We start from the raw sequence: 22,916 nt of genomic DNA, 5'->3' as shown, positions 1-22,916 counted from the left end.
GATTTATGTGCGTGCACACACACCATAAAGTTATGTGCGTGCGCACGCAACCTCTAGACTGCCGACATGCCGAAGAAGCTCACCGAAGCCGAGATGCCGGCGGCCGACCACGCCTTCTACGGGCTGGTCTGGGCCGGCACCACCCTGACCGACCGCGTCGACCGGGCTCTCGTGAAGGCCCACGACCTGCCGGTGTCCTGGTTCGAGGTCATGCTGTGGCTGGCTTCCAGCACCGAGCCCGTGCCCGCCTCCGTCCTCGGCAACAGCACGCTGCTCAGCCGCAGCCAGGTCTCCCGGGTCGTGGACGCCCTCCAGACCCGGGGCCTGGTGACCCGTACGCCCTCGGCACGCGACGCCCGGTCGGTGGAGGTCTCCCTCACGGAGGCGGGACGCACGCTCTTCGCGGAGGCCGACGCCACCCGGCGCGAGGCCCTGGCCCCGGTCTTCACCGAGCTCCTCGACGAGGGGGACATCGAGGCGCTGGGCACCGTGTGGCGCAAGCTCAAGGCCGAGAAGGGCCGCCTTCAGGGCTGAGGGTGGCGGCCGCCGCGAAGAGGCGGGCGCAGCGCCGGGTCATGGCGTCCGGGGACTGCTCCGGGTGCTTGACCCACCAGCGGACGAGGGTGGCTACCAGGTCCCGCCAGACGTACTTGAGCGCGTCCGCGTCCAGCGGGTCGGTGGACCCGGCCGCGCGCAGCAGGTCGGCGGTGCCGCCGGCGGCGAGCCCGTCGATGGCCGCCCGGTATTCCGAAGCCCGGCGGGCGGCCTCGCCGCCGGGCGGCAGCGTGGTGTCGTACAGCACGAACCACGCCTCCCGCCGCCCCTCGAGGGCGGCGAAGATCCCGTGGAGCACGCGCAGCGGCGTGTGCGGCGCGGTCCCGTCGGGGCCCATCGCCGTACGGATCGCGTCCAGCAGCCGGTCACCCACGGGGACCAGGCAGGCGACGTACAGGTCCTCCTTGGTCCCGAAGTACTGGTGCAGCAGCGTCTTGGTGACGCCCACCCGCGCGGCGATCGCGGGGAGGGACGCGGCCGCGTAGCCGCGCGTGCCGAACTCCTCCGTGGCGGCCTCCAGCATCTGCCGGCGGCGGTGCTCCCGCGGCACTCCTTTGGTGCCGGCCTTGGACGAAGGGGCTGATGGGGTTGCCATGAGGCAATATTATCAGTAGGTAATTTACCGCTAGGTAAATTACCTCGACCCCTGGAGTGCCCCCATGACCGGCACCACCGCGCAGCCGACGTCCCGTGCCCGCTCCTGGTGGGGCTGGGGGTGGGCCGAGGCCCATCCCGACGACGCCGAATGCGCCGCGATCGGCGCGCTCCTCCCGGGCACCCTGGCCCGCCCGCTCCCCGTTCCCCGGGTCGGCGACCTGGGCATCGGGGCCCCCGCCGCACAGGCGCCGGGCAGCCTCGCCCACCTGGTCAGCGCCGATCCCGCGGACCGTGCCGCCCACGCCATGGGCAAGGCGTACCGCGACGTGATGCGCGCCCTGCGCGGGCGGCCCGGCCGCATCCCCGACCTCGTCGCCCGCCCGCTGGACGACCGGGACGTGGCCGACCTGCTGGACTGGGCCGGCGAGCGGCGGATCGCCGTCGTCCCGTACGGCGGGGGCTCCTCGGTCACCGGGGGCGTGGAGTACCGCGGCGACGCCCACCGGGCGGTGCTGTCCCTCGACCTGACCGCCATGGGCCGCGTCCTGGAGGTCGACACCGAAGGCCGCTCCGCACGCATCCAGGCCGGCACCCTCGGGCCGAGCCTGGAGGACCAGCTCCGGCCGCACGGCCTCACCCTGCGGCACTTCCCGCAGAGCTTCGAGTTCTCCACCCTCGGCGGCTGGCTCGCCACCCGCGCCGGCGGCCACTACGCCACCGGCCGCACGCACATCGACGACTTCGTGCAGTCGCTGCGCGTGGTCACCCCGGCCGGCACCAGCGACTCGTGGCGGCTGCCCGCCTCCGGGGCCGGCCCCTCCCCCGACCGCCTGTTCCTGGGCTCCGAGGGAGCCCTGGGCATCATCACCGAGGCATGGGTCCGGCTGCAGGAACGTCCCCGCCACAAGGCGTCCGCCGCGGTCGCCTTCGCCGACTTCCACGACGCGCTCCGGGCGGTGCGGGCGATCGCGCAGTCCGACCTCTCCCCCGCCAACTGCCGTCTGCTGGACGCCGGAGAGGCCGCCCTGTCGGACGCGGCACGGGACGGCAGCGCCGTGCTGGTGCTGGGGTTCGAGTCGGCGGACGAACCGGTGACCGCCCGGCTCCAGCGGGCCGTCGCCCTGGCCCGGTCGCACGGCGGCCGGTACGGGACCGCGAACGGGGGCGGTGACACGGCCGCCGGTGCGTCCGGTGACGCGGCCGTGAGCGCCTGGCGAGCGGCCTTCCTGCGGATGCCCTACCTGCGCGACGGCCTGGCCAGGATGGGCGCCGTCGCGGAGACCTTCGAAACGGCCGCCACCTGGGACCGGATCCCCGGCCTGATCGACGCGGTGCGCACCGAGGTCGGCGCGGCGGCGCTCAAGGCCACCGGGCACCCCGCCACCGTCAACTGCCGTCTGACGCACGTGTATCCGGACGGCGCGGCCCCGTACTTCACCGTCCTCGCCGCCGGCCGGGCCGGCGACGAGGTCGCCCTGTGGGACGACCTCAAGGCCGTCGCGGGCGAGGTCCTGCACCGCCACCGGGCCACCATCACCCACCACCACGCCGTCGGCCGGGACCACCGTCCGGACTACGACCGCCAGCGCCCCGAGCCCTTCGCCCTCGCGCTGCGGGCCGCGAAGGGGGCGCTCGACCCGCGGGGCATCCTCAACCCCGGAGTGCTCGTGGACTGACCGGTCCGTGAGCGGCGGGTGGGGCCGGGTCCGCCGGGGGGCGGATCCGCCCCCACGGGCCTGCGCCCGGTCGGACGCGGCCGGTCGGACGCGGTCGGTCAGACGCGGTCGGCGGCGATCAGCACGTACTGGAAGGAGCCGTCCTTGTAGGACTCGATGAACGCCTCCTCGATGCCGGTGACCAGCGAGGACGTGGCCCGCAGCTCCCAGTAGGGCAGCGTCTCGGGGGTCAGGTCGATGACGGCCTGCGGTACGAGACGGTTGTCGGCCATCGCCCGCAGGTACTCGCGGCGGGAGTGGATGTTGCACTCGAAGTGCATGTTGATCTGGGAGACCCACTTCGAGGGCTGGCCGTACCGCGGGTTCCAGCAGCCGGTGATCGTCACGTAGCGGCCGCCGATCTCCAGGACCCGGGAGTGCTCGGCGAAGAGGTCGTGCAGGTCGACGTACATGCTCGACTCGTTGTTCCACGAGGCCGCGGCCTGCCCGGTCTCGAAGGGCGTGCTGAGCATGTTGCAGACGCGGGCGCGGACGTGGTCCTCGATGCCGAGCTCGCGGGCACGCCGGTTGGCGAAGTCGGCCTGCTTGGCCGACAGGGTGACGCCCTCGACCTTGCATCCGAAGCGCTGGTGGGCCATCACCATCGAGCCGCCGCGGCCGCAGCCGGCGTCCACGAGGGTGTCCTCGCGGCCGATGGGGCCGAGGTGGTTCAGGAGTACCTCGGCCTGCGCCGACTCCAGCCGGTGGAGTTCGGCGACCAGCTTCTTCTCGTACTCGCTGTCACGGGCGTCGCCGAGGGCCTCGTGGTCGACGTCGCCGATGCCGTAGTGGTGGTGGTAAAGGCCGTCGACGTCGCCGAGGCGCAGGTTGACGGGCCTGGCCTCGTTGTTCCAGTAACGGGCGATGTCGCCCTGGTAGGGCGTCGCCGGGGAGGGGATGATCACGGCCGGGTCGGCAGAAGTGGCGGCGGCGGTGGTGAGATCGGTGCTGGTCACGAATAGATCCGTCCTTACCAGAAGTCGGGCAGGCTGTAGCGATAGGTGTTGGTCTGGTGCCAGTGGTGGTTGCCGTCGACCCACACGGCCACGCCCCGCAGGAAGCGCAGCACGCTCGGGACGGGGCAGGCGGCCGCGAGGGCGGCGGCTTCGGCTTCGAACTCGTGCATGAGGTCGTTGTGGACCTCGATCGCCTTCAGGTAGGCCTCCCGCTCGGACATGTCCTCGCGTTCGGCGATCACCACGGGCAGGTTCAGGTGCCGGCCGGGGCTGGCTTGTTCCTTGGTGTAGGAGTAGAGGTCGTTGACGATCGTGGTGGCGTTGCCCGCGAGCGCGATGACCCGCTGCATGGCGGCCGGCGCGTGGAGGTCCGCGGGCAGTTCGTAGCCGCCGACGCTGTCGGTGATGGTCGGGCAGGGGCGGAAGTTGTTGAACTGGCGCATCGCCAGGTACTCCCACACCTCGGGGACGTGGTCCGTCTGGGCCCAGGCCGCCTCGGCGAGGTACCCCATGTGCAGACGGGCCATGTCGTGCCGGAACCGGTCGGCCTGGGAGGGGCTGGCCATCCGGAGGAAGTACTCCATGGCGGAGCGGTAGGCGCGCCGGGGCGCGTCCGAGTGGAGCGACTGCGCCCACTCCGGCTGGTACTCCTTCGTCGTGTGCAGGGGGTCGAGGGCGGTGTGCGCCATCAGGAGGCGCCCGCCGAGGCCGATGGGCGAGCCGCCGTGGTCCTCGCAGTAGCAGTCGTCGACGGCGTTCTCGGCGACCATCAGCCGGGTGGCCAGCATCAGGTGTTCGACGGTGGGGGCGTCCGGATGGCAGGCCACCATGTAGCGCCCGACGGAGAAACCGTCGAACTCGCCCTCCCAGTCGTCGGGGTACAGGTCGACCTCGTCCACCGCCCAGTCCTTGATCCTGCGGCTGACCTCCTCGACCCGCGCGGGATCGGGCTCCTGGATCGGGTGGTGGTAGAGGCCGGGGATCGGACGGCCCGGCACCGGCACCTCGGGCGCCGGTGCCGGCGGCGGCTCCTCGGCCCGGGCGGCCAGGTGCAGGCTCGCCGTGCCCAGCCCGCTGGGTCCGCGCAGGATCCGCTCCAGGGCCGGGCTCGCCTGCCGCACGGCGGCAGCGGGCGCGTCCTCGGAGACGGGTACGTGGCCGGGCCCCGCCGGGGGCAGTGGTACGGGCGCGTCCACGGGCACCCCTGCGGGCACTTGCGCGGGCACGGTGGACAGGGCGCCGGCGGCCTCGATGCCGGAGGCCGGGGCGTCGGCGAAGACGTGGGCCCCGAAACGGGCCGCAGCGGCAGGCAGGCTCGACTGCAGGGGGGAAGGCCCGGGCTCGGGCATCCGTGGCTCCTTGCTGGGGTGGGTGGGCTGTCCCGGATCCCGGGCACGCTCGGCCGGCCCGGGACCATCGGAGCGGGGCCCTCGTGACCGTCGGGCGGGCCGCCGGCGTGACCGTCCGGGGGCGGGTGTCCGGCGGCGGGTGTCCGGCGGATCAGGGCCGCGGGGCGCGGGTCGACAGGTGGCGGACGGCCCGGGCCCGGCCGTGATCCACCGGCTGTCCCTGGTCGCGCCGGCGCTAGTCGCGGCGGCGGGCGATCTGCACGTTCTCGAGCACGCCGAGCGCGTCGGGCACCAGGATGGCGGCGGAGTAGTAGGCGGTGACCAGGTAGGAGATGATCGACTTCTCGTCGATGCCCATGAAACGCACCGACAGCCCGGGCTCGTACTCCTCCGGCAGACCGGTCTGGCGCAGACCGATGACGCCCTGGTTGTCCTCGCCGGTTCGCATGACCAGGACCGAGCTGGTGTTCTCCTTGCTGATGGGGATCTTGTTGCAGGGCAGGATCGGGACCCCGCGCCAGGCCGGGACCTGCTGCCCGCCCACGTCGACGTGGTCCGGGTAGAGGCCGCGGGAGTTGAACTCGCGTCCGATCGCCGCGATCGTCCTGGGGTGGGCGAGGAAGAACTTGGAGCCACGGCGGCGGCAGAGCAGCTCGTCGAGGTCGTCCGGGGTGGGCGGGCCGGAGTGGGTCTGGATCCGCTGCTTGAATGCGGCGTTGTGGAGCAGGCCGAACTCCCGGTTGTTGACCAGCTCGTGCTCCTGGCGCTCGCGCAGCGCCTCGATGGTGAGCCTGAGCTGCTCCTCGGTCTGGTTGTGCGGCCCGTTGTAGAGGTCGGCGACCCTCGTGTGGATCCGCAGGACGGTCTGCGCGATGGAGAGCTCGTACTCGCGGGGCTTGAGCTCGTAGTCGACGAAGGCGCCGGGCAGTTCGGCCTCGCCCGTGTGGCCGGCCGACATGGCGATCTCGGCCTCGCCGTGCTTGTTCTGCCGCTGGTGGGGAAGCGAGCTGAACCGCTGGACGTGGGCCTGGAGACTCGGCGCCGCGGACAGCACGGCGGCGAACTCGGCGCGGGACAGGGTGAGCAGGGTGCCGGGCGTCTCGGCGGTGGCGGTGTAGTCCCAGGCGGCGTCGGCGTCCAGCAGGGCGTTCTCGCCGAACTGCTCGCCGTCGGCGAGTACGGCGACGGCGACCGCGCCACCGTACTTCCCGACGGAGGTCTGGCTGATCCGGCCGTGGGCGATCAGGTGGATCTGGTCGGCGGGGGTGCCGCGTTCGACCAGCACCTCGCCCGCCTGGAAGTCGCGCTGGACGCAACGGCCGGCGAGCGCGGCCAGCACCTCCTCGTCCTCGAAGCCGCGCAGCAGGGCGAGTTCGCCGAGCTCGCGGGGGATCACCCGGACGTCGCCGCCGTCCTGGATGAACTCGATGCGCCCGTCGCCGACTGTGTAGCTGAGCCGGCGGTTCACCCGGTAGGTGCCGCCCTTGGTCTCCACCCAGGGGAGCATGCGCAGCAGCCACCGGGAGGTGATCTCCTGCATCTGCGGGGCGGACTTGGTCGTGCTGGCAAGGTTGCGGGCGGCGGCCGTACTCAGGCTGGACTGCTGGGTGGGTTCCAGCTGCGTTTGCGGGCTCGTGTCAACAGTCATCGGTCGAGCTCTCCTTCGTAAGGGCGGTGTTCGGCATGGGTGCACGTCACCGGTGAAAGAGGAAAAAGAGGGTGAATATTCGGGAATCCGTCCAGATCCCGGGGAACAGTAACGGGGCGTGCCGCCGACGGGCCCTGACACTCCGTCCTCATTACCTCGATGCAGTGATCTCGAGCCGCTGTACGTTTGCCCAGGCGACCGGCAGTATTCGGCCTGGTCCGCACCGCCGTCGCCGTCCGGGCCGACGGCCTCCCGGGCATGACGTGGTCTCCGGGCGCGGTCCGCGCCCCCACCGGGGGCGAATCCGGCCACCGTGCCGTCACGCCGCATGACGAGGCCCGCCGCGCCCGTGGGGGCGCGGCGGGCCATCACACCGGCGAACTACTTTCCGCTCTCGCGTCCGTCCACGTACGTGGCCACCACCTCGATGTCGCCGATGCGCGCGACGTCGACGCGCCGCGGGTCGTCGCCGAGCACGACCAGGTCGGCCCGCTTGCCCGGGGTGAGACTGCCCGCACTGTCCTCCCAGTGGCAGGCGTGGGCGCCGGCGACGGTGTAGGCGTGCAGGGCCTCGTCGACGGTGATGCCCTCGTCCGGGCCGATCAGCCGGCCGGACCCGGAGGCCCGCTCGACCATGAACTGGATGGCGCGCAGCGGGGAGCCGTCCGTCACGGGCCGGTCGGAGCTGCCGACCAGGGTGATGCCGTGGTCCAGGAATCCCCTGCCCCGGTACAGCCAGGGCGCCCGCTCCGCGCCCATGATCGCCGCGTAGTCGTCGCCGAAGTGGCGGAGGAAGCCGGGCTGGACGACAGCGCTGACGCCCAGCCGCGCGATGCGCGGGAGCTGGTCGGGGCGGATCAGGCCGGCGTGCTCGATGCGGTGCCGGGCGCCGGGGCGGGGCCGCAGCCGCTGGGCCCGTTCCAGGGCGTCCAGGGCCACGTCGGCCGCGCGGTCGCCGATGGCGTGCACGGCGAGCTGCCAGCCAGCGAGGTGGCCGTCCACGATCGACTGGGCGAGGACCTCGGGGTCGTCCTGCAACTGGCCCGCGTGGTCGAGCCCTTCGTACGGGGCGCTGAGGGCGGCGGTACGGGCCATCATGCCGCCGTCGGTGAAGATCTTCAGGGCGCCCACCGAGAGCCAGTCGTCGCCGAACCCGGTGCGCAGGCCGAGGTCGATGGCTTTGGGGATGCCGTCGGCCTCGTGCGCGCCGACCGGCCGCAGCAGGTCGGCGGAGACCATCAGCTGGACCCGGAGCGGCAGCAGGCCCTTCTCCCGGGCGAGTTGGTAGGCGCCCAGCTCGACCGGGGTGTGGCCGAAGAGGGCGCCGCCGATGCCCGCCTCGGCGCAGGCGGTGATGCCCTCGGCCAGGCAGGTGCGGGCGGCGCGTCCGATGGACTCGGCCACCTCCTCCTGGGAGTACGGCAGTCGCAGGGCGCGGGCGGCGCCCATCGCGCCCTCGGCGAGGAAGCCGTTCTCGTGCGGGACGTCCGCGGCGAGCAGTTCCAGGACGGCGGTGTTGACGAGGCAGCCGTGCCCGGAGTCGTGCAGCAGGTACAGCTTGTGCCCCTGGCTGACCGTGTCCAGTTCGGCGGCCGTCAGGTGGCGTCCCAGCACCCGCTGGTCGTAGCCGACGATGCTCACCCAGGATCCGGGCGCGTTCTTCCGGGCGACGGCTTCCGCCACGACGGCGAGCGCCTCGTCGATCCGCGTGCAGCCCGCGATGCTCGGGGTGTTCTGCGTGAAGCCGGTCCAGGGCAGGTGCACGTGCGCGTCGATGAACCCCGGGAGCACGGTGGCGCCCTGAAGGTCGATCACCTCGCGTGCCGGCAGGGAGGCCACGACGTCGTCCAGGCCGACGATCCGACCGTGCCAGATGCCCAGTTCGCGGGCGACCGGATGGTCCGGGTCCATGGTGAGGAAGCGGGCGTTGATCAGCTTGGTGCACAGCATGGGCGGTGTCGTCCCCCTGTCGGTGTCGTCCGGAGCAGGTCAGGCGTCCATCGACCGGGCGAGGGAACGGGGGCGCAGGTCGGTCCAGTTGGCCTCGATGTACTCCAGGCACGCCCCTCGGGTGCTCTCGTCGAAGACGATCGTCCACCCGCCGGGCACCTCGGCGAAGGACGGCCACAGCGAGTGCTGTCCCTCGTGGTTCACCAGCACGAGGAAGCGGCCCTCGGCGTCGTCGAAGGGGTTGGTGCTCACGGTCGGTACCTCCCGGGAACGTCATGATTAGGTTAGGCTCGCCTAATTCGGAAGAGCTTAGTCTTTCCCCTTGCCGCTCACAAGGAGATCCGCATGCGCCTGACCGATCCCGTCTCCGGCCGCGGCGCCGGCACGGACGGCTCCTTCGCCGCGTACGGACTGCCCGGTGAACCGGGCACCGAGGCGTTCTGGGCGGCCGTCGGCGCACCCGCGTCCGTCCGTGCCCACGACGGGAGTTGGGTGACCCTGTTCCTGTGGCGCGGCGCTCCGGCGCGCATCGGGTTCGAGAGCTGGTCGGAGCCGGTGCCCCTGCGCCGGTGGACCGGCTCGGACTGCTGGTACGCCGAGGTCCCGATGCCCGCGCGGCTGCGCGTGACCTACCAGTTCCTCGTCGACGGCACGGCGCACGCCGACCCGTTCAACCCGGCCGGTGCGGGCGGCGACCGGTCCATCGCCGCGACCCCCGACGCTCCCGCCCAGCCGCACTGGCCCCTCGTCGACCCCGGCGGTGACGACGTACTGCCCCTCCCGCGCACCCGGGTCCGGTGGGCCGGCGGACGGCTCGGCGGGCGGCGCACCGTGCGGGTCCACGCGGCGGGCGGTGGCGGTCCGGTGGTCCTGCTGCTCGACGGGGACGACTGGCTGTACCTGCACCCGGCCGTGACCGCCTTCGACTCGGCCGTCGCCGGTGGCGAGATGCCCCCCGTGACCCTCGTCTTCCTGCCGGTCCGGGACCGGGAGGCCGAGTTCGGGTGCCGGCCCCAGCTGTGGGAGGGGATCCGGGACGAGCTGCTGCCGCTGGTGGCGGAGACCGGCCTGCATGCGGACCTGGGCCGTCTGGTGGTCGCCGGGCAGAGCCTCGGCGGGCTGAGCGCGCTGTACGCGGCGCTGGAGTTCCCGGAACTGGTGTCCCGGGTCGCCTGCCAGTCTCCGTCGTTCTGGTGGACGCCCGGCGCCCCGGATCCGGCGGACCCCTTGGGCGGCCCGGTCGGCGGGGCCCTCGCCGACCGCCTGCGGGAGCGCCCCGACCTGTCCGGTCTGCGGATCGCCTTCGACGTGGGGGAACACGAAACGCGGATGCTGCCCCACTGCGAGCTGGTCGAGACCCTGACCGAACGGGCCGGTGCGACCGTACGGGTGTCCCGCTCGGCGTCCGGCCACGACCGGGCGGGCTGGCGCCACGCCCTGCTCAGGGATGTCGCCTGGGCGCTCGGCTAGACGGCCCGGTACGTCAGCGGGTCACCGCCAGGCAGTACTCCTCGTCGGTGGCCAGGAGGTTGCGGTGGGTGCCCTCGGCGGTGATGACCCCTTCGTCCAGGACGAGGACACGGTCGGCGGCGTCCAGGAGGGCCGGGCTGCCGGTGATCACGACGGTGGTGCGGCCCCGGCGCAGCTCCGCGATGTTGCGCGCGATGAGCTGTTCCGTGACCGCGTCGACGGCCGTCGTCGGGTCGTGCAGGACGAGGATGTCGCTGTCGGCGGCGAGGGCGCGGGCCAGGGACAGCCGCTGCCGCTGTCCGCCGGAGAGGTTCGCCCCGCGGTCGCGGACCCCGTAGTCGAGCCCTTCGCGGTGCAGGGTGACGACGTCGGTGAGCATGGAGGCCTCGACCGCCTCGGCGAGCGTGCGGCTGGTGCCCGACGGGTCGATGTTCGTGCGGAGGGTGCCCGCGAAGATCTCCCCCTCGTACGGGTTCACGAGCATGTGCTCGCGGACCGCTTCGACCGACAGGCCGGCGATGTCCTCCCCGCTGACCCGCACCACTCCCTCGTACGCGTCCGGCGGGATCCTGACGGCCAGGATGGCGGCGAGGTCGGCCGCGGAGCGCGGCTGGTAGACGGCGATCGCCACGAACTCGCCGGCCGGAACCTGGAACTTCAGCTCGCGCAGGGACCCGTACCGGACGCAGTCGATCTCCAGGCCCCCGCCCGCGGCCGGGCGCTCCGGACCCGGGGCCGTCACCGGTGGCGCGGCCAGCACCAGCGCCATCCGCTCGGCCGAAGCGCGGGCCATCATCACGTACTTGGGCATGTCCGAGAACATCTTGAGCGGTTCCATGATGAATTGGGCCAGCCCGACGGCCATGACGAGTTCGCCGATGGTGATCCGGCCGTCGAAGGCCAGCCAGCCCGCCGTCAGGGTCACGGAGACGGCGAGGACGGCGTTCAGGGCCATGGCGGTGCCCGCGTACGCGCCGTTGGCCAGGGCCACGGTGACCGCCTGCTGCTTCGCCTCCGTGCTGACCTTCCGGTAGGAGCGGAACGCGGCGTGGTTGCCGCCGAACCCGTGCAGCGGGCGCAGGCCGGTGATCAGGTCGGCGACCTTCGCGCCCGCCCGCGCGACCCGGGCCTGCTGCTCGCGGGTGCTGGAGCCGATCCGTTTGGACATCACGCTGAGGATCGACAGGATCGCGACGGTTCCCACGATCACCAGCAGGCCGAGCCGCAGGTCGGCGAGCCCCAGTGCGACCGCCGCGACCAGCACCGCGACCAGCGAGCTGATCAGCAGCGGCACCACCTCGATGATGTCGGCGGTCTGGTCGGCGTCCTCGGTGGCGATGGTCAGCACCTCGCCCGACTTGAGGTCGACGTCCCTGGCCACCGGCTGGAGTCCGCAGTCCGCGACGCGCACCCGCCAGCGGTGCGCCTCGGTCGTGTTGGCCTTCTGCAGGATGCGCATGCCGAACCGCCACGACAGCGACACGGTCGTGATGATCACGGCGAGCGCGGCGATGGACGCGGCGAGCGCGCCGAGGCTGCGTTCCCCCCGCATCGTGTGCTCGACGATCAGGCCGAGCGCGATGGGGAAGGCCGTCTCACCGGCCTGGTAGAGGCCCATGAGGACGGTGCCCCAGGCCATGGAGCCGACGTTGCGGCGCAGTGCGGTACGGAGGATGTCGGACCCCGCACGGGGCCGCTGCGTGTCAGGAGTCTTCATCGAGGTGGCGGGCAATCGCTTCCGGGGTGCGCAGGGTGAACAGATCACGGATCGTGATCACAGGACCGTACTCGCGGCGGAGCAGCCCGATCAGCCGCACCGCCAGCATGGAGTGTCCTCCGAGGGACACGAAGTCGCTCACCGCGCTCACCTCGTCATCGTCCAGGTCCAGTGCCTCTGCGAAGAACTCGCACACGGCGGTCTCGGTCTCGGTCTCGGGACCGCGCTCCCCCGCCGTCGTCAGCGCGCCGAGCGGCTTGGCCTCGGGCAACGCCTTGGTGTCGGCCTTCCCGTTCACCGTCAGCGGGATGCGGTCGACCTGGGCGTAGTGGGTCGGGCGCAGGAAGTCCGGCAGGGCGGAGCCCACTTGCGCGGCAACCGCCGCCAACTCGGCCCCGTCCAGCACGAGGTAGGCGGCCAGCCGGTACGCGCCGTCGACCTGCGGGTCGGGTTGGGCGACCGCGGCCACGAACCGGACCGCCGGGTGCGCGGCGAACGCGGCCTCGACCTCGCCCAGTTCGACACGGTGCCCACGGATCTTGACCTGCTGGTCCGTGCGGCCGAGGTACGTCAGGTTCCCGTCGGGCCGCCGCAGCACGAGGTCTCCGGTGCGGTACATCCGCTCGCCCGGCGCGCCGAACGGGCAGGCGACGAACCGGTCCGCGGTCTGGCCGGGCCGGCCGAGGTAGCCGCGGGCGATGCCGATGCCCGCGACGTACAGCTCGCCGGGGACTCCGTCCGGCAGCGGGCGCAGCCACGGGTCCAGTACGTACACGTCGGTGTTGTCGATCGGCACGCCCACCACCGGGTCCTGGCATTCGAAGGTGCCGACGCCGAGGGTGTTGATGGTGTACTCGGTGGGTCCGTACAGGTTGTAGCCGGCCGTCCCCCCGGTCTCGGCGAGCCGCTGCCACAGCGTCGGGGTGACGGCCTCGCCGCCCAGCAGCACCAGGGCCGGCCGCCGCGCCGGATTGTCGAGCAGGCCCTCGGCCACCAGCTGCTGCGCGTAGGTCGGGGTCACGTTGATGACGTCGATCCCGTGCTCGAGGCAGTACTCGACGAGCCGGGGGGCGTCGCGGCGCAGTTCCTCGTCGCAGACGTGCACCTCGTGGCCGTCGGCGAGCCACAGCAGTTCCTCCCACGACATGTCGAAGGCGAAGGACACGGTGTGCGCGATGCGGAAGACCCGGTGGCCGTGTTCGGCCAGCACCGGCTCGAAGATCCGGCGCTGGTGGTTGATCAGCATGTTGGTCAGCCCGGCGTACTCGGTCACCACGCCCTTGGGGCGCCCGGTGGATCCGGAGGTGTAGATCGTGTACGCGGGGTGCCGCAGGCGGTCGGGGTCGTCCGGGCCGAACGTCACGAACGGTTCGGCCTCGGGGAGGGGCCGGTCCAGTTCGATCAGGTCGCCGGTCAGCCGGGGGGACACGGCGCTCACGGTGAGGATCACGTCGGGGCGGGCGTCCTCGACGATCGCCGCGATCCGTTCGTCCGGGTGGTCCAGCTCCAGCGGCACGTACGCGGCGCCGGTGCGCAGCACGGCGAACAGCGCCACGATCGAGTCGAGGGAGCGCGGGACGGCGAGGGCCACGGTCTTCTCGGGGCCGATGCCGCGCCGGGCGAGCACGCCCGCCAGGGCGCGGCTGCGGTCCCGGAGGCCGGCGAAGGTCATGGTCCGGCCGTGGGCGACGAGGGCGACCCGCTGCGGGTCGCGGTCCGCCGCCCGGTCGAAGCGGTCGACCACGGTGTCGAGGCCGATGTCCGTGCGGCCTGCCGGCCGGGGGCGCGGTTCCAGGCCCGGCAGCGCGCCCACGGGCCCGGTGGACCGGGCCAGGTCGTCCAGGACGCGCAGGTAGTCGTCGAGGAGCCGGCGGGCGGCCTCCGTGTCGTGGTCGCGGTACTCCAGTTTGACCGTGAGCCGGTCGCCGGGCGTGACGACCCAGGTGAACGGGTAGTGCGTGGAGTCGTCGGCGCGCACGGCGGTGATGCCGTGCCGGGTGTTCATCTCGGCGAACGCGTCCATGTCCAGGAAGTTCTGGAGCACGAACAGGTTGTCGAACAGGGCGTCGTGGCCGCTGGCGCGCTGGATCTCGCCGAGCCCGAGGTGCTCGTGCTCCATCGCCGCGACCCTTGCCGCCTGTACGGCCGACAGGTAGCCCCCGGCCGTGTCGCCGGGCCGTGCCCGCGTCCACATGGGCACGGTGTTGAGGAGTACGCCGACGATGCCGGACAGGCCCTCGCCCTCGCGGCCGGAGACGGTCACGCCGAACACGGCGTCGCTGCGGCCCGTGCGTGCGCCCAGGAGGAGACCGAACGCGCCGGTCAGCACCGAGTTCAGCGTGACGCCGTGCGCCCTGGCCGCTTCCCGCAGCAGTTCCGACCGGTCGGCGGGGAGCGTGTGCACGAGGGTGCGCGGCAGGTCGTCCACGAGGGCCGGGGCCGGTCCGGCGAGGAGCGTCGGGCCCGGGAGGCCCGTCAGGTGCTCGGCCCAGAACCGCTCCGATGCGGCCGGGTCCTTGACGTCGAGCGCCCGGGCGTAGTCCTCGAAGCTCGGCGTCGCCGGGGCCGGGACGGTCAACTCGCCCGCGACGGCGGCCTCGTAGGCGGCGAAGAGGTCCCGCAGCACGATCTCGCGGGACCAGCCGTCCCACAGCAGCAGGTGGTAGCTCAGCAGCAGGCCGTCGCGGTCGTCGGGCAGCCGCACCACGGTCAGCCGGATCAACGGCGGCTCACCCGGGTCGAATCCGGTGTCGCGGTCCCGGGCGAGCAGGGCGTCGACTTCCGCTTCCGTCGAGAGGGTGAGCGTACGGACGCCGACCCGTCGGCCCGCGGCGAGGACCTGTACGGCGTTCCCGTCGTCGTCGGTGGCGAAGCCGGCGCCCACCACCGGGTGCCTCGCGATCACCCACGCCATCGCCTCGGCCAGCGCGTCGGTGTCCAGCCGCCGGTCGAAGGTGAACCAGCTCTGCGCGACGTAGTGTCCGGCCGGTCCGGCCAGCTGGGCCTGGAAGAACAGGCCCCGCTGGAGCGGGGTGACCGGCGCCGTGCGCTCGGCGGCCGTGGAGGCGTCCGCGACGCGTTCCAGGGCCCGCCGCCAGTGCCCGGTGATCTCGTCGGGCACGCCGTCGGCGAGGGTGAAGACCGCGTGCAGGCTGCCGGTGGCCGCGTCGCTCCACGCGTTGACCTCTACGGCGTACGGACTGCCCTGGTCGCCGCCGATCAGGTGCGGAGCCTGGGACTCGCCGCCCCGGCCGAGGTAGTTGAACAGCACCTGCGGGCGGGCGTCCAGCAGCGGAGCCGTCTGCGGGTTGAGGTACCTGAGCTGGCCGTAGGCGACGTGCGCCCGCTCGTCCGGCTGCCGTTCGGCCACCTCGCGGGCGGCCGCCACGGGGTCGGTGTGCGCGGTGAGGCGCACGGGCGCGATGGAGGTGAACCAGCCGACCGTACGGGTGTAGTCGTGGTGGGCCAGCACGGGGACCCGGCCGTGCCGCTCGAGGTCGATGGCGAGATCGGCGGGCGAGGGCTGTACGTGGGTCAGTGCGGTGCGCAGCGCGCCGCACAGCAGCTCGGTGAGCCCGACGCCGAGGGCGGCGGGTGCGGTACGCGTCACGAGGTCGCTGACGTCGGGCGGGAGCACGACCGTGGTCTCGCGCAGCCCCTCGACGGCGGGCAGCAGCGGGGGCGCCTGGAGGGTGGTGATCCAGTGCCCGAGGCCGTCGGTCACGTGGGCCGACCCGTGCGCCAGTGCCTGCGCGTACTCGGCGTAGGAGGTGGTGGGCGGCGCCGGGGCCGTGCCGCGCAGGGCGGCGGCCAGGTCGTCCAGCAGGACCAGCCAGGACACCGAGTCGACGGCCAGGTGGTGCACGGTGACCACCAGGGTCCGGCTCGCCTCCAGCCAGGTGAACGCGATGACGTCCCCGGCCTCGGGATCGAGCCGTCCGGCGGCTTCGTTCGCGGCGGTCGTCGCATCGGTGGCGTCGGTGGCGTCCACGCGTGCGACGGTGACCGTGCGGGCGGGTTCGGTGTGCAGGGCCCACACCCCGTGCTCGGTGCGCAGCCGCAGCCGCAGGGCCGGGTGGGCCGCCACGACGGCGTTCGCGGCGCGCTCGGCGTCGGCGAAGCCGGTGCCCTCGGCGGCCACGAACGTCCTGGCCTGGGCGAACCGGGCGAGGGAGCCGCCCAGTTCCCGCTGGCGCAGGATGATCGGGGTGGGTGTCAGGGGGCCGTCCTCGCGGGCGGCGGGGGCGAGTGCGGGCGCCGTGTCCTGCGGGGTGGTCGTCGCCAGGTGTTCGGCGAGGGCGCGCGGGGTTTTGAGCAGGAACACGTCCCGGGGCGCGAGGGTGAGCCCGAGCGCCCGGGCCCGGTTGACCACGGTGATGGCCAGGATGCTGTCGCCCCCGGCGCGGAAGAAGTCGGTGTCGCCGTCCACGGCGACGCCGGGCAGGGTGTCGGTGAAGATGCCGGCCAGCGCGGTGAGCGCGGAGCCGGTCGCGGCCACCGGGGTGTCGTGGTGTGCGGCCCGCTCGGCGAGGGCCTTGCGGTCCAGTTTGCCGTTGACCGTCAGCGGCAGGGCGTCGACGGGGAGGACCAGGCCTGGCACCATGTGCGCGGGCAGCTTCGCGGACAGCAGGCGGGTGAGGGCGGTGGGGTCCTCGGGGACCCGGCCCACGACGTGCGCGACGAGGTGGTCGCCGCTGTCCGCGACGGTCACGGCCACGTCGACCACGCCGTCGAGCTCCCTGATCGCGGATTCCACCTCGCCGAGCTCGATGCGGAAGCCCTTGAGCTGCACCTGGTCGTCGGCGCGGCCGGTGAACTCCAGCTCGCCGTCGAGGGTGCGGCGGGCGAGGTCGCCCGTGTGGTACATGCGGGAGCCGCCGCCCGCGAACGGGTCGGCCACGAACCGGCCCGCGGTGAGCCCGGGCCGGCCCAGGTAGCCGAGCGACACCTGGTCGCCGGCCACGTAGATGGCTCCCACCCGGCCGGGCGGCACGGGCCGGAGCCGGTCGTCGAGCAGGTAGGTGACCAGGCCGGGAATCGGGGCGCCGATCGGGCTGGCGTCGTCGCCCTGGTCGAAGTCCCCTTCGGTCAGCACCCGGTGGGTGACGTGGACGGTGGTCTCGGTGATGCCGTACATGTTGACGAGCTCGGGCGAAACGGCGCCGTGCCGCTCGACCCAGCCGCGCAGCCGGCCGAGGTCCAGGGCCTCTCCTCCGAAGACGACCCGGCGCAGTGCGGGGAGCGGCTCGCCGGCCTGCCGGTCGGCCTCGATGAACTGGTAGAAGGCCGAGGGGGTCTGGTTGAGCACGGTCACTCCGCGCTCGCGCACCAGCCGGTGGAAGTCGACCGGGGAGCGGGTCAGCCCGTACTCGGGCACCAGCAGTTCGGCGCCGTGCGTGAGCGCACCCCACAGCTCCCAGACCGCGAAGTCGAAGGAGTACGAGTGGAACTGGACCCACACGTCGTGCGGGCCGAAATCCATGTCGGGCCGGGTGTTCGCGAGCAGGGTCACCACGCTGGAGTGCGGGACGACGACGCCCTTGGGCCGGCCGGTCGATCCGGACGTGTAGATCACGTACGCGGGATCGTGCCAGTGCGCCGCGGCCCCCGCCGGCGGCGGGGCGGTGTCCCGCGGAGCCTCGTCCCCCTGTACGAGGACGCGGGCGGGCACGCCGGCCCGGTCCAGCAACCGTGTGAAGCGGTCCCGCTGTTCACGGTCCACGAGCACGACCTGCGGAGCGGCGTCGGCGAGGACGTACTCCAGCCGTTCGTCCGGGTACGCGAGGTCGAGCGGCACGTACGCGCCGCCCGCGGTGACGATGGCGACCAGGGCGACGACCTGCTCCAGGGAGCGGGGCACGGCGACGGCGACCCGTTCGCCCGGCCGGACACCGGCCGCGCGCAGGACCGAGGCCAGCTCGTCCTTGGCCCGGGCCAGTTCCCCGTAGGTCAGTGAGCGGCCGACGCCGTCGAGGGCGCACTGGGTGACGGCGGTGGCGGCCGGGTGGCGCTGCGCGGCCGCGTCGAAGAGCTCGCCCAGGGTCGTCGGGCCGATCGGCGCGGGCCGCCGGGCGTCCTCGCGGGCCAGGTCGTCGACCAGGGCGTCCGGCCGGGTGAGCAGAGCGGTGAGGGTGCGGGTGAAGGTGTGCAGGATCGCCTGCGCGCCCGCTTCCCGCAGCAGAGCGCCGTCGTAGATGAGGTTGAAGCGCGGACGGCCGTCGCGTGCGCGTTCCACCACCAGCGTCAACGGGTAGTGCGGGGCGCCTTCGTTCACGATGCCGGTGACGACGAGCGTGTCGTCCGGTCCTCGCAGGCCCGCGACGTCGGTCGCGACGTCGAAGACCACCAGGGTGTCGAAGAGCGGTCCGGCGCCGGCCTGGCGGCCTATGCGTGCCAGCGAGACGTGCTGGTGCGGCAGCACCGCGCTCTGGTGTTCCCGTACCGAGGCGAGCAGATCGCGCGCCGTGGTGCCCGCGGCCCACCGGGCGCGTACCGGGATCGTGTTGATGAACAGACCCACCATGTCGGCGATGCCGGGGACGTCCGCGTCGCGCCCGGAGACCGTGGAGCCGAACACGACGTCCCTGCCGTGCAGGACGCCGCCGAGCGTCACCGCCCAGGCGGTGTGCACGGCCACGCTCAGCGGGACACCGGCCGACCGGGCGGCCTCGTCGATGTCGTCCCGCGGCTCCACGGCCGTGTCGGCGAACCGGTCGGACGGCGTGTGCCCCTCGGCGACCAGCGAAGGGCCGGACAGCTCGGCGAGCTGTTCGCGCCACACCCGGTCGCTCTCGTCCTCGTCGCGCTCGGCGAGCCAGCGCACGTAGTCGGCGAAGCCGCCGAGCGGGTACACGGTGCCCGGTGCGTGGTACTCGGCGAGCAGCGCGCGGAGCATCGGCGGCACCGACCAGCCGTCCGCGATGATGTGGTGCACGGTCTGCACCAGGACGTCGCGGCCGGAGCCCGCGCGGATGAGCGTGTACCGCATGAGCGGGCCGGTGGCCAGGTCGAACCCCGCGCGACGGTCCCGCTCGGCGTGGTCTCGGATCTCCTCGTCGGTGATGCCGGGGCGGTCCAGTGTGGTGAACGGGGCCTCCGCTCCACTTTCCAGTACGGAGACCACGCGGCCGTCGGCGAGGGCCGTGAACCGGGCGGCGAGGTTGGGGAAGAGCGAGAGCAGCCTGGTGGCCGCCGCCGCGAGCCGGCCGGGGTCCACCTCCCCGTCCAGTCTCAGCAGCTGCTGCTCCACGTAGTTGCCCGCGGAGTCGTCGTCGAAGACCGAGTGGAAGTACAGGCCCTCCTGCAGCGGGGTCAACGGCAGGACGTCCCGCAGTGCGGGGCCGTCCAGGTCGTCGACGTCGGCCTGGGTGAGCGCCACCAGGCCGAAGTCACTGGGAGAGTGGCCGCCGTGGTCGAGGGCGGCCAGCCCGGCCAGGGCCTCCCGGAAGTACCCGCCGATGGTCGCGATGTCCTCGTCGGTGAACATCCCCTCGGGCCAGGAGATGGTGGTGGTCAGCTCGTACGCGCCGGCCGTCGAGGCCGGTTCGGCGATGGCGTTGAACTCCAGGGCGCGCGGAAGTCGCATCCGCGGGTCGCGCCGTTCCCCCAACTGATCGGTGCTGCCGCAGAGTTCCCAGTCTCCGGGTGCTCCCGCCTCGAAGCGGCCCAGATAGTTGAACAGGACCTGGGGCGCGGGCGCGTCGGACCCGGTGCCGCCGCTCAGGTAGCGCAGGACGCCGTAGGAGAGGCCGTTGCCCGGAACCCGGGCGAGGTCTTCCTTCACCGCCTTGAGGGCGGCGGCCAGGTACGCGGGCGCGGTGAGGTCGGCCGCCGGTCCGGGGTCCACGGTCACAGGGAAGAGGGTGGTGAACCAGCCCACCGTCCGGGAGAGTTCGGGGTCGAACCCGGCCGTGTCCGCCAAGAGGTGCCCTTCGCGGCCGTGGCCCTCCAGTTCGATGTGCGCGAACGTCTGGTCCTGCCCGAGGTCGCGGCGCCACCGGGCGAGGGTGACGGCGAGGGCGGTCAGCAGTATGTCGTTCACGCCCGCGTGGAACTTGGCGGGAACCTCGCCGAGCAGCGCGGCCGTGACCTCGGCGCCGACCGAGACGGTGGTCGCCCGCTCCCGCTCGACGGTGTCGGTCGCGGCCGGCGCGCGCCGGCCCACCGGGGCGTCCGCCCCCGGCAGGGGTCGCTGGTAGTGGGCGCGGTCCTCGTCGAAGGCCGCGCGCTCCAGCAATTGCGTCCAGCGCCGGAACGACGTTCCCACCGCCGGCAGTTCGACCGGTGCGCCCGAGGCGAACCGCTGCCATGCCGTGGCGAGGTCCTCCCGCAGGATCCGCCAGGACACGCCGTCGATCACCACGTGGTGGACGACCACGACCAGCTGCCGTGCCGTGCGGCGCCACACGGCGCGCAGCATCACCCCGTTGTCCGGGTCCAGTCCGGCGGTGGCGAGCTTGACGCACGCGTCGAGCGGCAGGTCGCCGCCCTCCTGCCACTCCGGTGCGGTCCCGTCGGCCTCCGGGATGTCGAAACTCCAGCGGTCGCCGCGCACCAGCCGGGCGCGCAGCATGTCGTGCCGTGCGACCACGGCGGCGAGGATCTCGTCGAGGGCCTCGGCGGTCAGGTCCGCCGGCGTGTTCAGCACCACCGACTGGACGAAGCCGTCGATGGCGTCCGTGGTCTCGCCGAGCCACCGCACGACGGGCGATCCCGCGACGGAACCGGTCGCGACGTCGCCGTGGTCCACGGCGGCCGCGCCCTCGCGGCTCGCCACGGCTGCGAGCGCGCCGATGACGCTGTTGGTGAAGATCTGCCGCGGTGTGACGTGGAGGCCCACGGTGCGCAGGGAGCTCAGCAGCGAGATGGCCAGGAGGCTGTCTCCGCCGAGCTGGAAGAAGTCCTGGTCGACGCCGACCTCGTCCAGGCGCAGCAGCGCCGCGACGGCCGCGCACACCAGGCGTTCCTTCTCGGTGGCGGGTGCGACGAACGAGCCCGTGCCCAGCTCGGGTTCCGGCAGTGCGCCGCGGTCGAGCTTGCCGTTCGCGGTGAGCGGGAATTCCTTCATCACTACGATGTGGGCGGGCACCATGTAGTCCACCATGTGCCCGGCGGCCCACGCCTTGACCTCGTCCGCCCGCAGGTCCTCGCTCCCGGCGGCCGGGATCACGTACCCCACGAGGTAGGTGCCGCCGGCCGTGTTCTTCTTCGCGAGGACGCAGGTGTGCCGTAGGGCGGGGTGTTCCGCGAGGCCCGCCTCGACTTCCTCGATCTCCAGGCGCATGCCGCGGATCTTGACCTGGTTGTCGGCCCGGCCGAGGAAGTCCAGCGACCCGTCCGGGGCGAACCGTGCGAGGTCGCCGGTCCGGTACAGCCGGGACCCGTCCCCGGCGAAGGGGTTGGCGACGAAGCGGGAGGCGGTCAGGCCGGGCGCGCCCACGTATCCGCGCCCCAGGAGGAACCCACCGACGTACAGCTCGCCGCCGACCCCGACCGGCACCGGGCGCAGTTCTTCGTCCAGGACGTACAGCTGGGTGTTGGGGTTGGCCTTGCCGATCGATGTCGACAGGCGTTCCGCCGCGCCCCGGTAAATGACGTGCGAGACGCCGATCGTCGTCTCGGCCGGGCCGTAGCCGTGGTACATGGGTATGTCGAGCCGGGTGCGGAACCGTTCGTACAGCTCCGGGGTCAGCACCTCGCCGCCGCACCACACGTGCCGCAGGCTGTCCAGCCGCCCGGAGTCCCCCGCGATCTCCAGCAGCACGTCCAGCATGGACGACACCAGGTAGGTGAAGGTGACGCGCTGCTCGGCGATCACGCCGAGCAGGTGGTGCGGGTCGCGTTCGCCACCGGGGCGCAGGACCACCAGCCGGCCGCCGGACACCAGGGGCAGGAAGATCTCGTTGATGGAGATGTCGAAGGACAGCGGCGCCTTGAACAGCGACGCGTCGTCGTGGCCGAAGCGCAGGATCTCGTCGACCTGCCACAGCAGGCGCTCGCTGATCGCTTCGTGCCGGATCATCGCACCCTTGGGGCGGCCCGTGGAACCGGACGTGAAGATCACGTAGGCGAGCGCGTCGCCGGGGGCGGTGATCCCGGTCCCGCCTCCCGGATAGGAGCCGTACCGCCAGTCTCCGAGGTCGACGACCACGGTCGGTGGTTCACCCGGGTCGTGCTCGCCCGGGCCGCCCAGCTGCAGGACGACGCGGGCGTCGTCGATGACGACGGCCCGGCGCGCGGCCGGCCACTGCGGGTCGAGCGGGACGAAGGCGGCCCCCGCCTGGAGTACGCCGAGCAGTCCGATCACCATGTCGGCGGAGCGGCTCAGGGAGATGCCGACGACCTGTTCGGCGGTGATGCCGCGTTCGATCAGATGGTGGGCCAACTGGCTCGATAAATCAGCTGCTTGACGGTACGTCAGCGAGCGGTGCTCGTCGACGACGGCGACGGCGTCGGGCCTGGTCCGGGCCTGCTCGCGGAACATCTCCACGATGGTCGGGCGGACCCGGTCCGCCCCGGTGTCATTCCATTCGGCCAGGCGCGCGAGCCGCGCCGCGACGCTGGACGGGCCGATGCTGCCGAGGGGCCGGTCCGGGAAGTCGGCCAGGTCGTCCAGCGCGAGCTGGGCGTCGGCCGGCAGGACGTCTTCGGGGACGGCGATGCTCCGGCCGTCCTCGCCGACCTCCCAACCGGGCGTCCCGGAGCCGTCGTTGCCGGCCCACCCGAGGACGTCGGCGAACAGGGTGCCGGAGGTGAGCTCCATGCCGTACGGACTCCGGCCCGTCGCCCAGTACGACAGCCCGATGGCGCACGCGTGGGCGATGGTCCTGTCGGAGTAGTCGCCTGTTCGTCGGCGCACGCCGGCCAGGCGCGTGGGAGAAAGCCGCACGAGACGAGCGGTCGGTTCCGTCATCGAAGACTCAACGCCCCTTCACAGTCTGTCAGTGGCCCACCCGGATC

At 72.8% G+C, this 22,916-nt stretch carries 11 protein-coding genes; 3 read left to right on the top strand and 8 right to left on the bottom strand.

The features are described from left to right. Positions 1 to 66 precede the first annotated feature (66 nt). The gene (locus tag PV721_RS05615) at positions 67 to 534 is read left to right on the top strand and encodes a MarR family winged helix-turn-helix transcriptional regulator (RefSeq protein ID WP_319721697.1); all 468 of its coding nucleotides are present in this window, start codon (positions 67 to 69) and stop codon (positions 532 to 534) included. Here the strand turns inward: PV721_RS05615 and PV721_RS05610 are convergent. Then, the gene (locus tag PV721_RS05610) at positions 503 to 1,150 is read right to left on the bottom strand and encodes a TetR/AcrR family transcriptional regulator (RefSeq protein WP_319721696.1); all 648 of its coding nucleotides are present in this window, start codon (positions 1,148 to 1,150) and stop codon (positions 503 to 505) included. The genes PV721_RS05615 and PV721_RS05610 overlap by 32 nt on opposite strands. A gap of 64 nt (positions 1,151 to 1,214) precedes the next feature. Between PV721_RS05610 and PV721_RS05605 the strand changes: the two genes are divergently transcribed. Beyond that, positions 1,215 to 2,828: an FAD-binding oxidoreductase gene (locus tag PV721_RS05605; RefSeq protein ID WP_319721695.1), complete on the top strand. Its 1,614-nt coding sequence runs from the start codon at positions 1,215 to 1,217 to the stop codon at positions 2,826 to 2,828. A gap of 98 nt (positions 2,829 to 2,926) precedes the next feature. On the opposite strand, the gene PV721_RS05600 is transcribed toward PV721_RS05605, so the two are convergent. The 5 genes from PV721_RS05600 to PV721_RS05580 all read right to left on the bottom strand — a co-directional run bounded on the left by PV721_RS05600 (position 2,927) and on the right by PV721_RS05580 (position 9,022). Further along, a complete protein-coding gene (locus PV721_RS05600) occupies positions 2,927 to 3,823 on the bottom strand; it encodes a geranyl diphosphate 2-C-methyltransferase (RefSeq protein WP_319721694.1) in 897 nt (298 codons plus the stop codon). Between the two features lie 14 nt (positions 3,824 to 3,837). Further along, positions 3,838 to 5,172, bottom strand: a complete 1,335-nt coding sequence (locus tag PV721_RS05595) for a family 2 encapsulin nanocompartment cargo protein terpene cyclase (RefSeq protein ID WP_319721693.1) — start codon at positions 5,170 to 5,172, stop codon at positions 3,838 to 3,840. Between the two features lie 235 nt (positions 5,173 to 5,407). After that, a complete protein-coding gene (locus tag PV721_RS05590) occupies positions 5,408 to 6,820 on the bottom strand; it encodes a family 2B encapsulin nanocompartment shell protein (protein ID WP_319721692.1) in 1,413 nt (470 codons plus the stop codon). A 381-nt stretch (positions 6,821 to 7,201) separates the two neighbouring features. Further along, complete coding sequence (locus tag PV721_RS05585; protein WP_319721691.1) at positions 7,202 to 8,770, bottom strand: amidohydrolase; 1,569 nt, start codon at positions 8,768 to 8,770, stop codon at positions 7,202 to 7,204. A 39-nt stretch (positions 8,771 to 8,809) separates the two neighbouring features. Continuing rightward, positions 8,810 to 9,022 (bottom strand): MbtH family protein, encoded by a 213-nt coding sequence (locus tag PV721_RS05580; RefSeq protein WP_319721690.1) that lies wholly within the window; start codon positions 9,020 to 9,022, stop codon positions 8,810 to 8,812. A 93-nt stretch (positions 9,023 to 9,115) separates the two neighbouring features. Here PV721_RS05580 and PV721_RS05575 point away from each other — a divergent pair, with 93 nt between their 5' ends. Then, positions 9,116 to 10,240 carry an alpha/beta hydrolase-fold protein gene (locus PV721_RS05575; protein WP_319721689.1) on the top strand — a complete coding sequence of 375 codons (1,125 nt, stop codon included), beginning with the start codon at positions 9,116 to 9,118 and terminating at the stop codon, positions 10,238 to 10,240. A gap of 13 nt (positions 10,241 to 10,253) precedes the next feature. Here PV721_RS05575 and PV721_RS05570 read toward each other — a convergent pair whose 3' ends face one another. Next, the gene (locus tag PV721_RS05570; protein WP_319721688.1) at positions 10,254 to 11,957 is read right to left on the bottom strand and encodes an ABC transporter ATP-binding protein; all 1,704 of its coding nucleotides are present in this window, start codon (positions 11,955 to 11,957) and stop codon (positions 10,254 to 10,256) included. Beyond that, on the bottom strand, positions 11,944 to 22,869 hold the full coding sequence (locus PV721_RS05565; RefSeq protein WP_319721687.1) for a non-ribosomal peptide synthetase: 10,926 nt from the start codon (positions 22,867 to 22,869) through the stop codon (positions 11,944 to 11,946). Before PV721_RS05565 ends, PV721_RS05570 begins: the two co-directional genes overlap by 14 nt. Between the last annotated feature and the right edge of the window lie 47 nt (positions 22,870 to 22,916).

It is taken from the genome of Streptomyces sp. MB09-01 (genome assembly GCF_033794505.1).
Lineage (GTDB): Bacteria > Actinomycetota > Actinomycetes > Streptomycetales > Streptomycetaceae > Streptomyces.
This window is presented reverse-complemented; position numbering and strand designations above follow the sequence as displayed.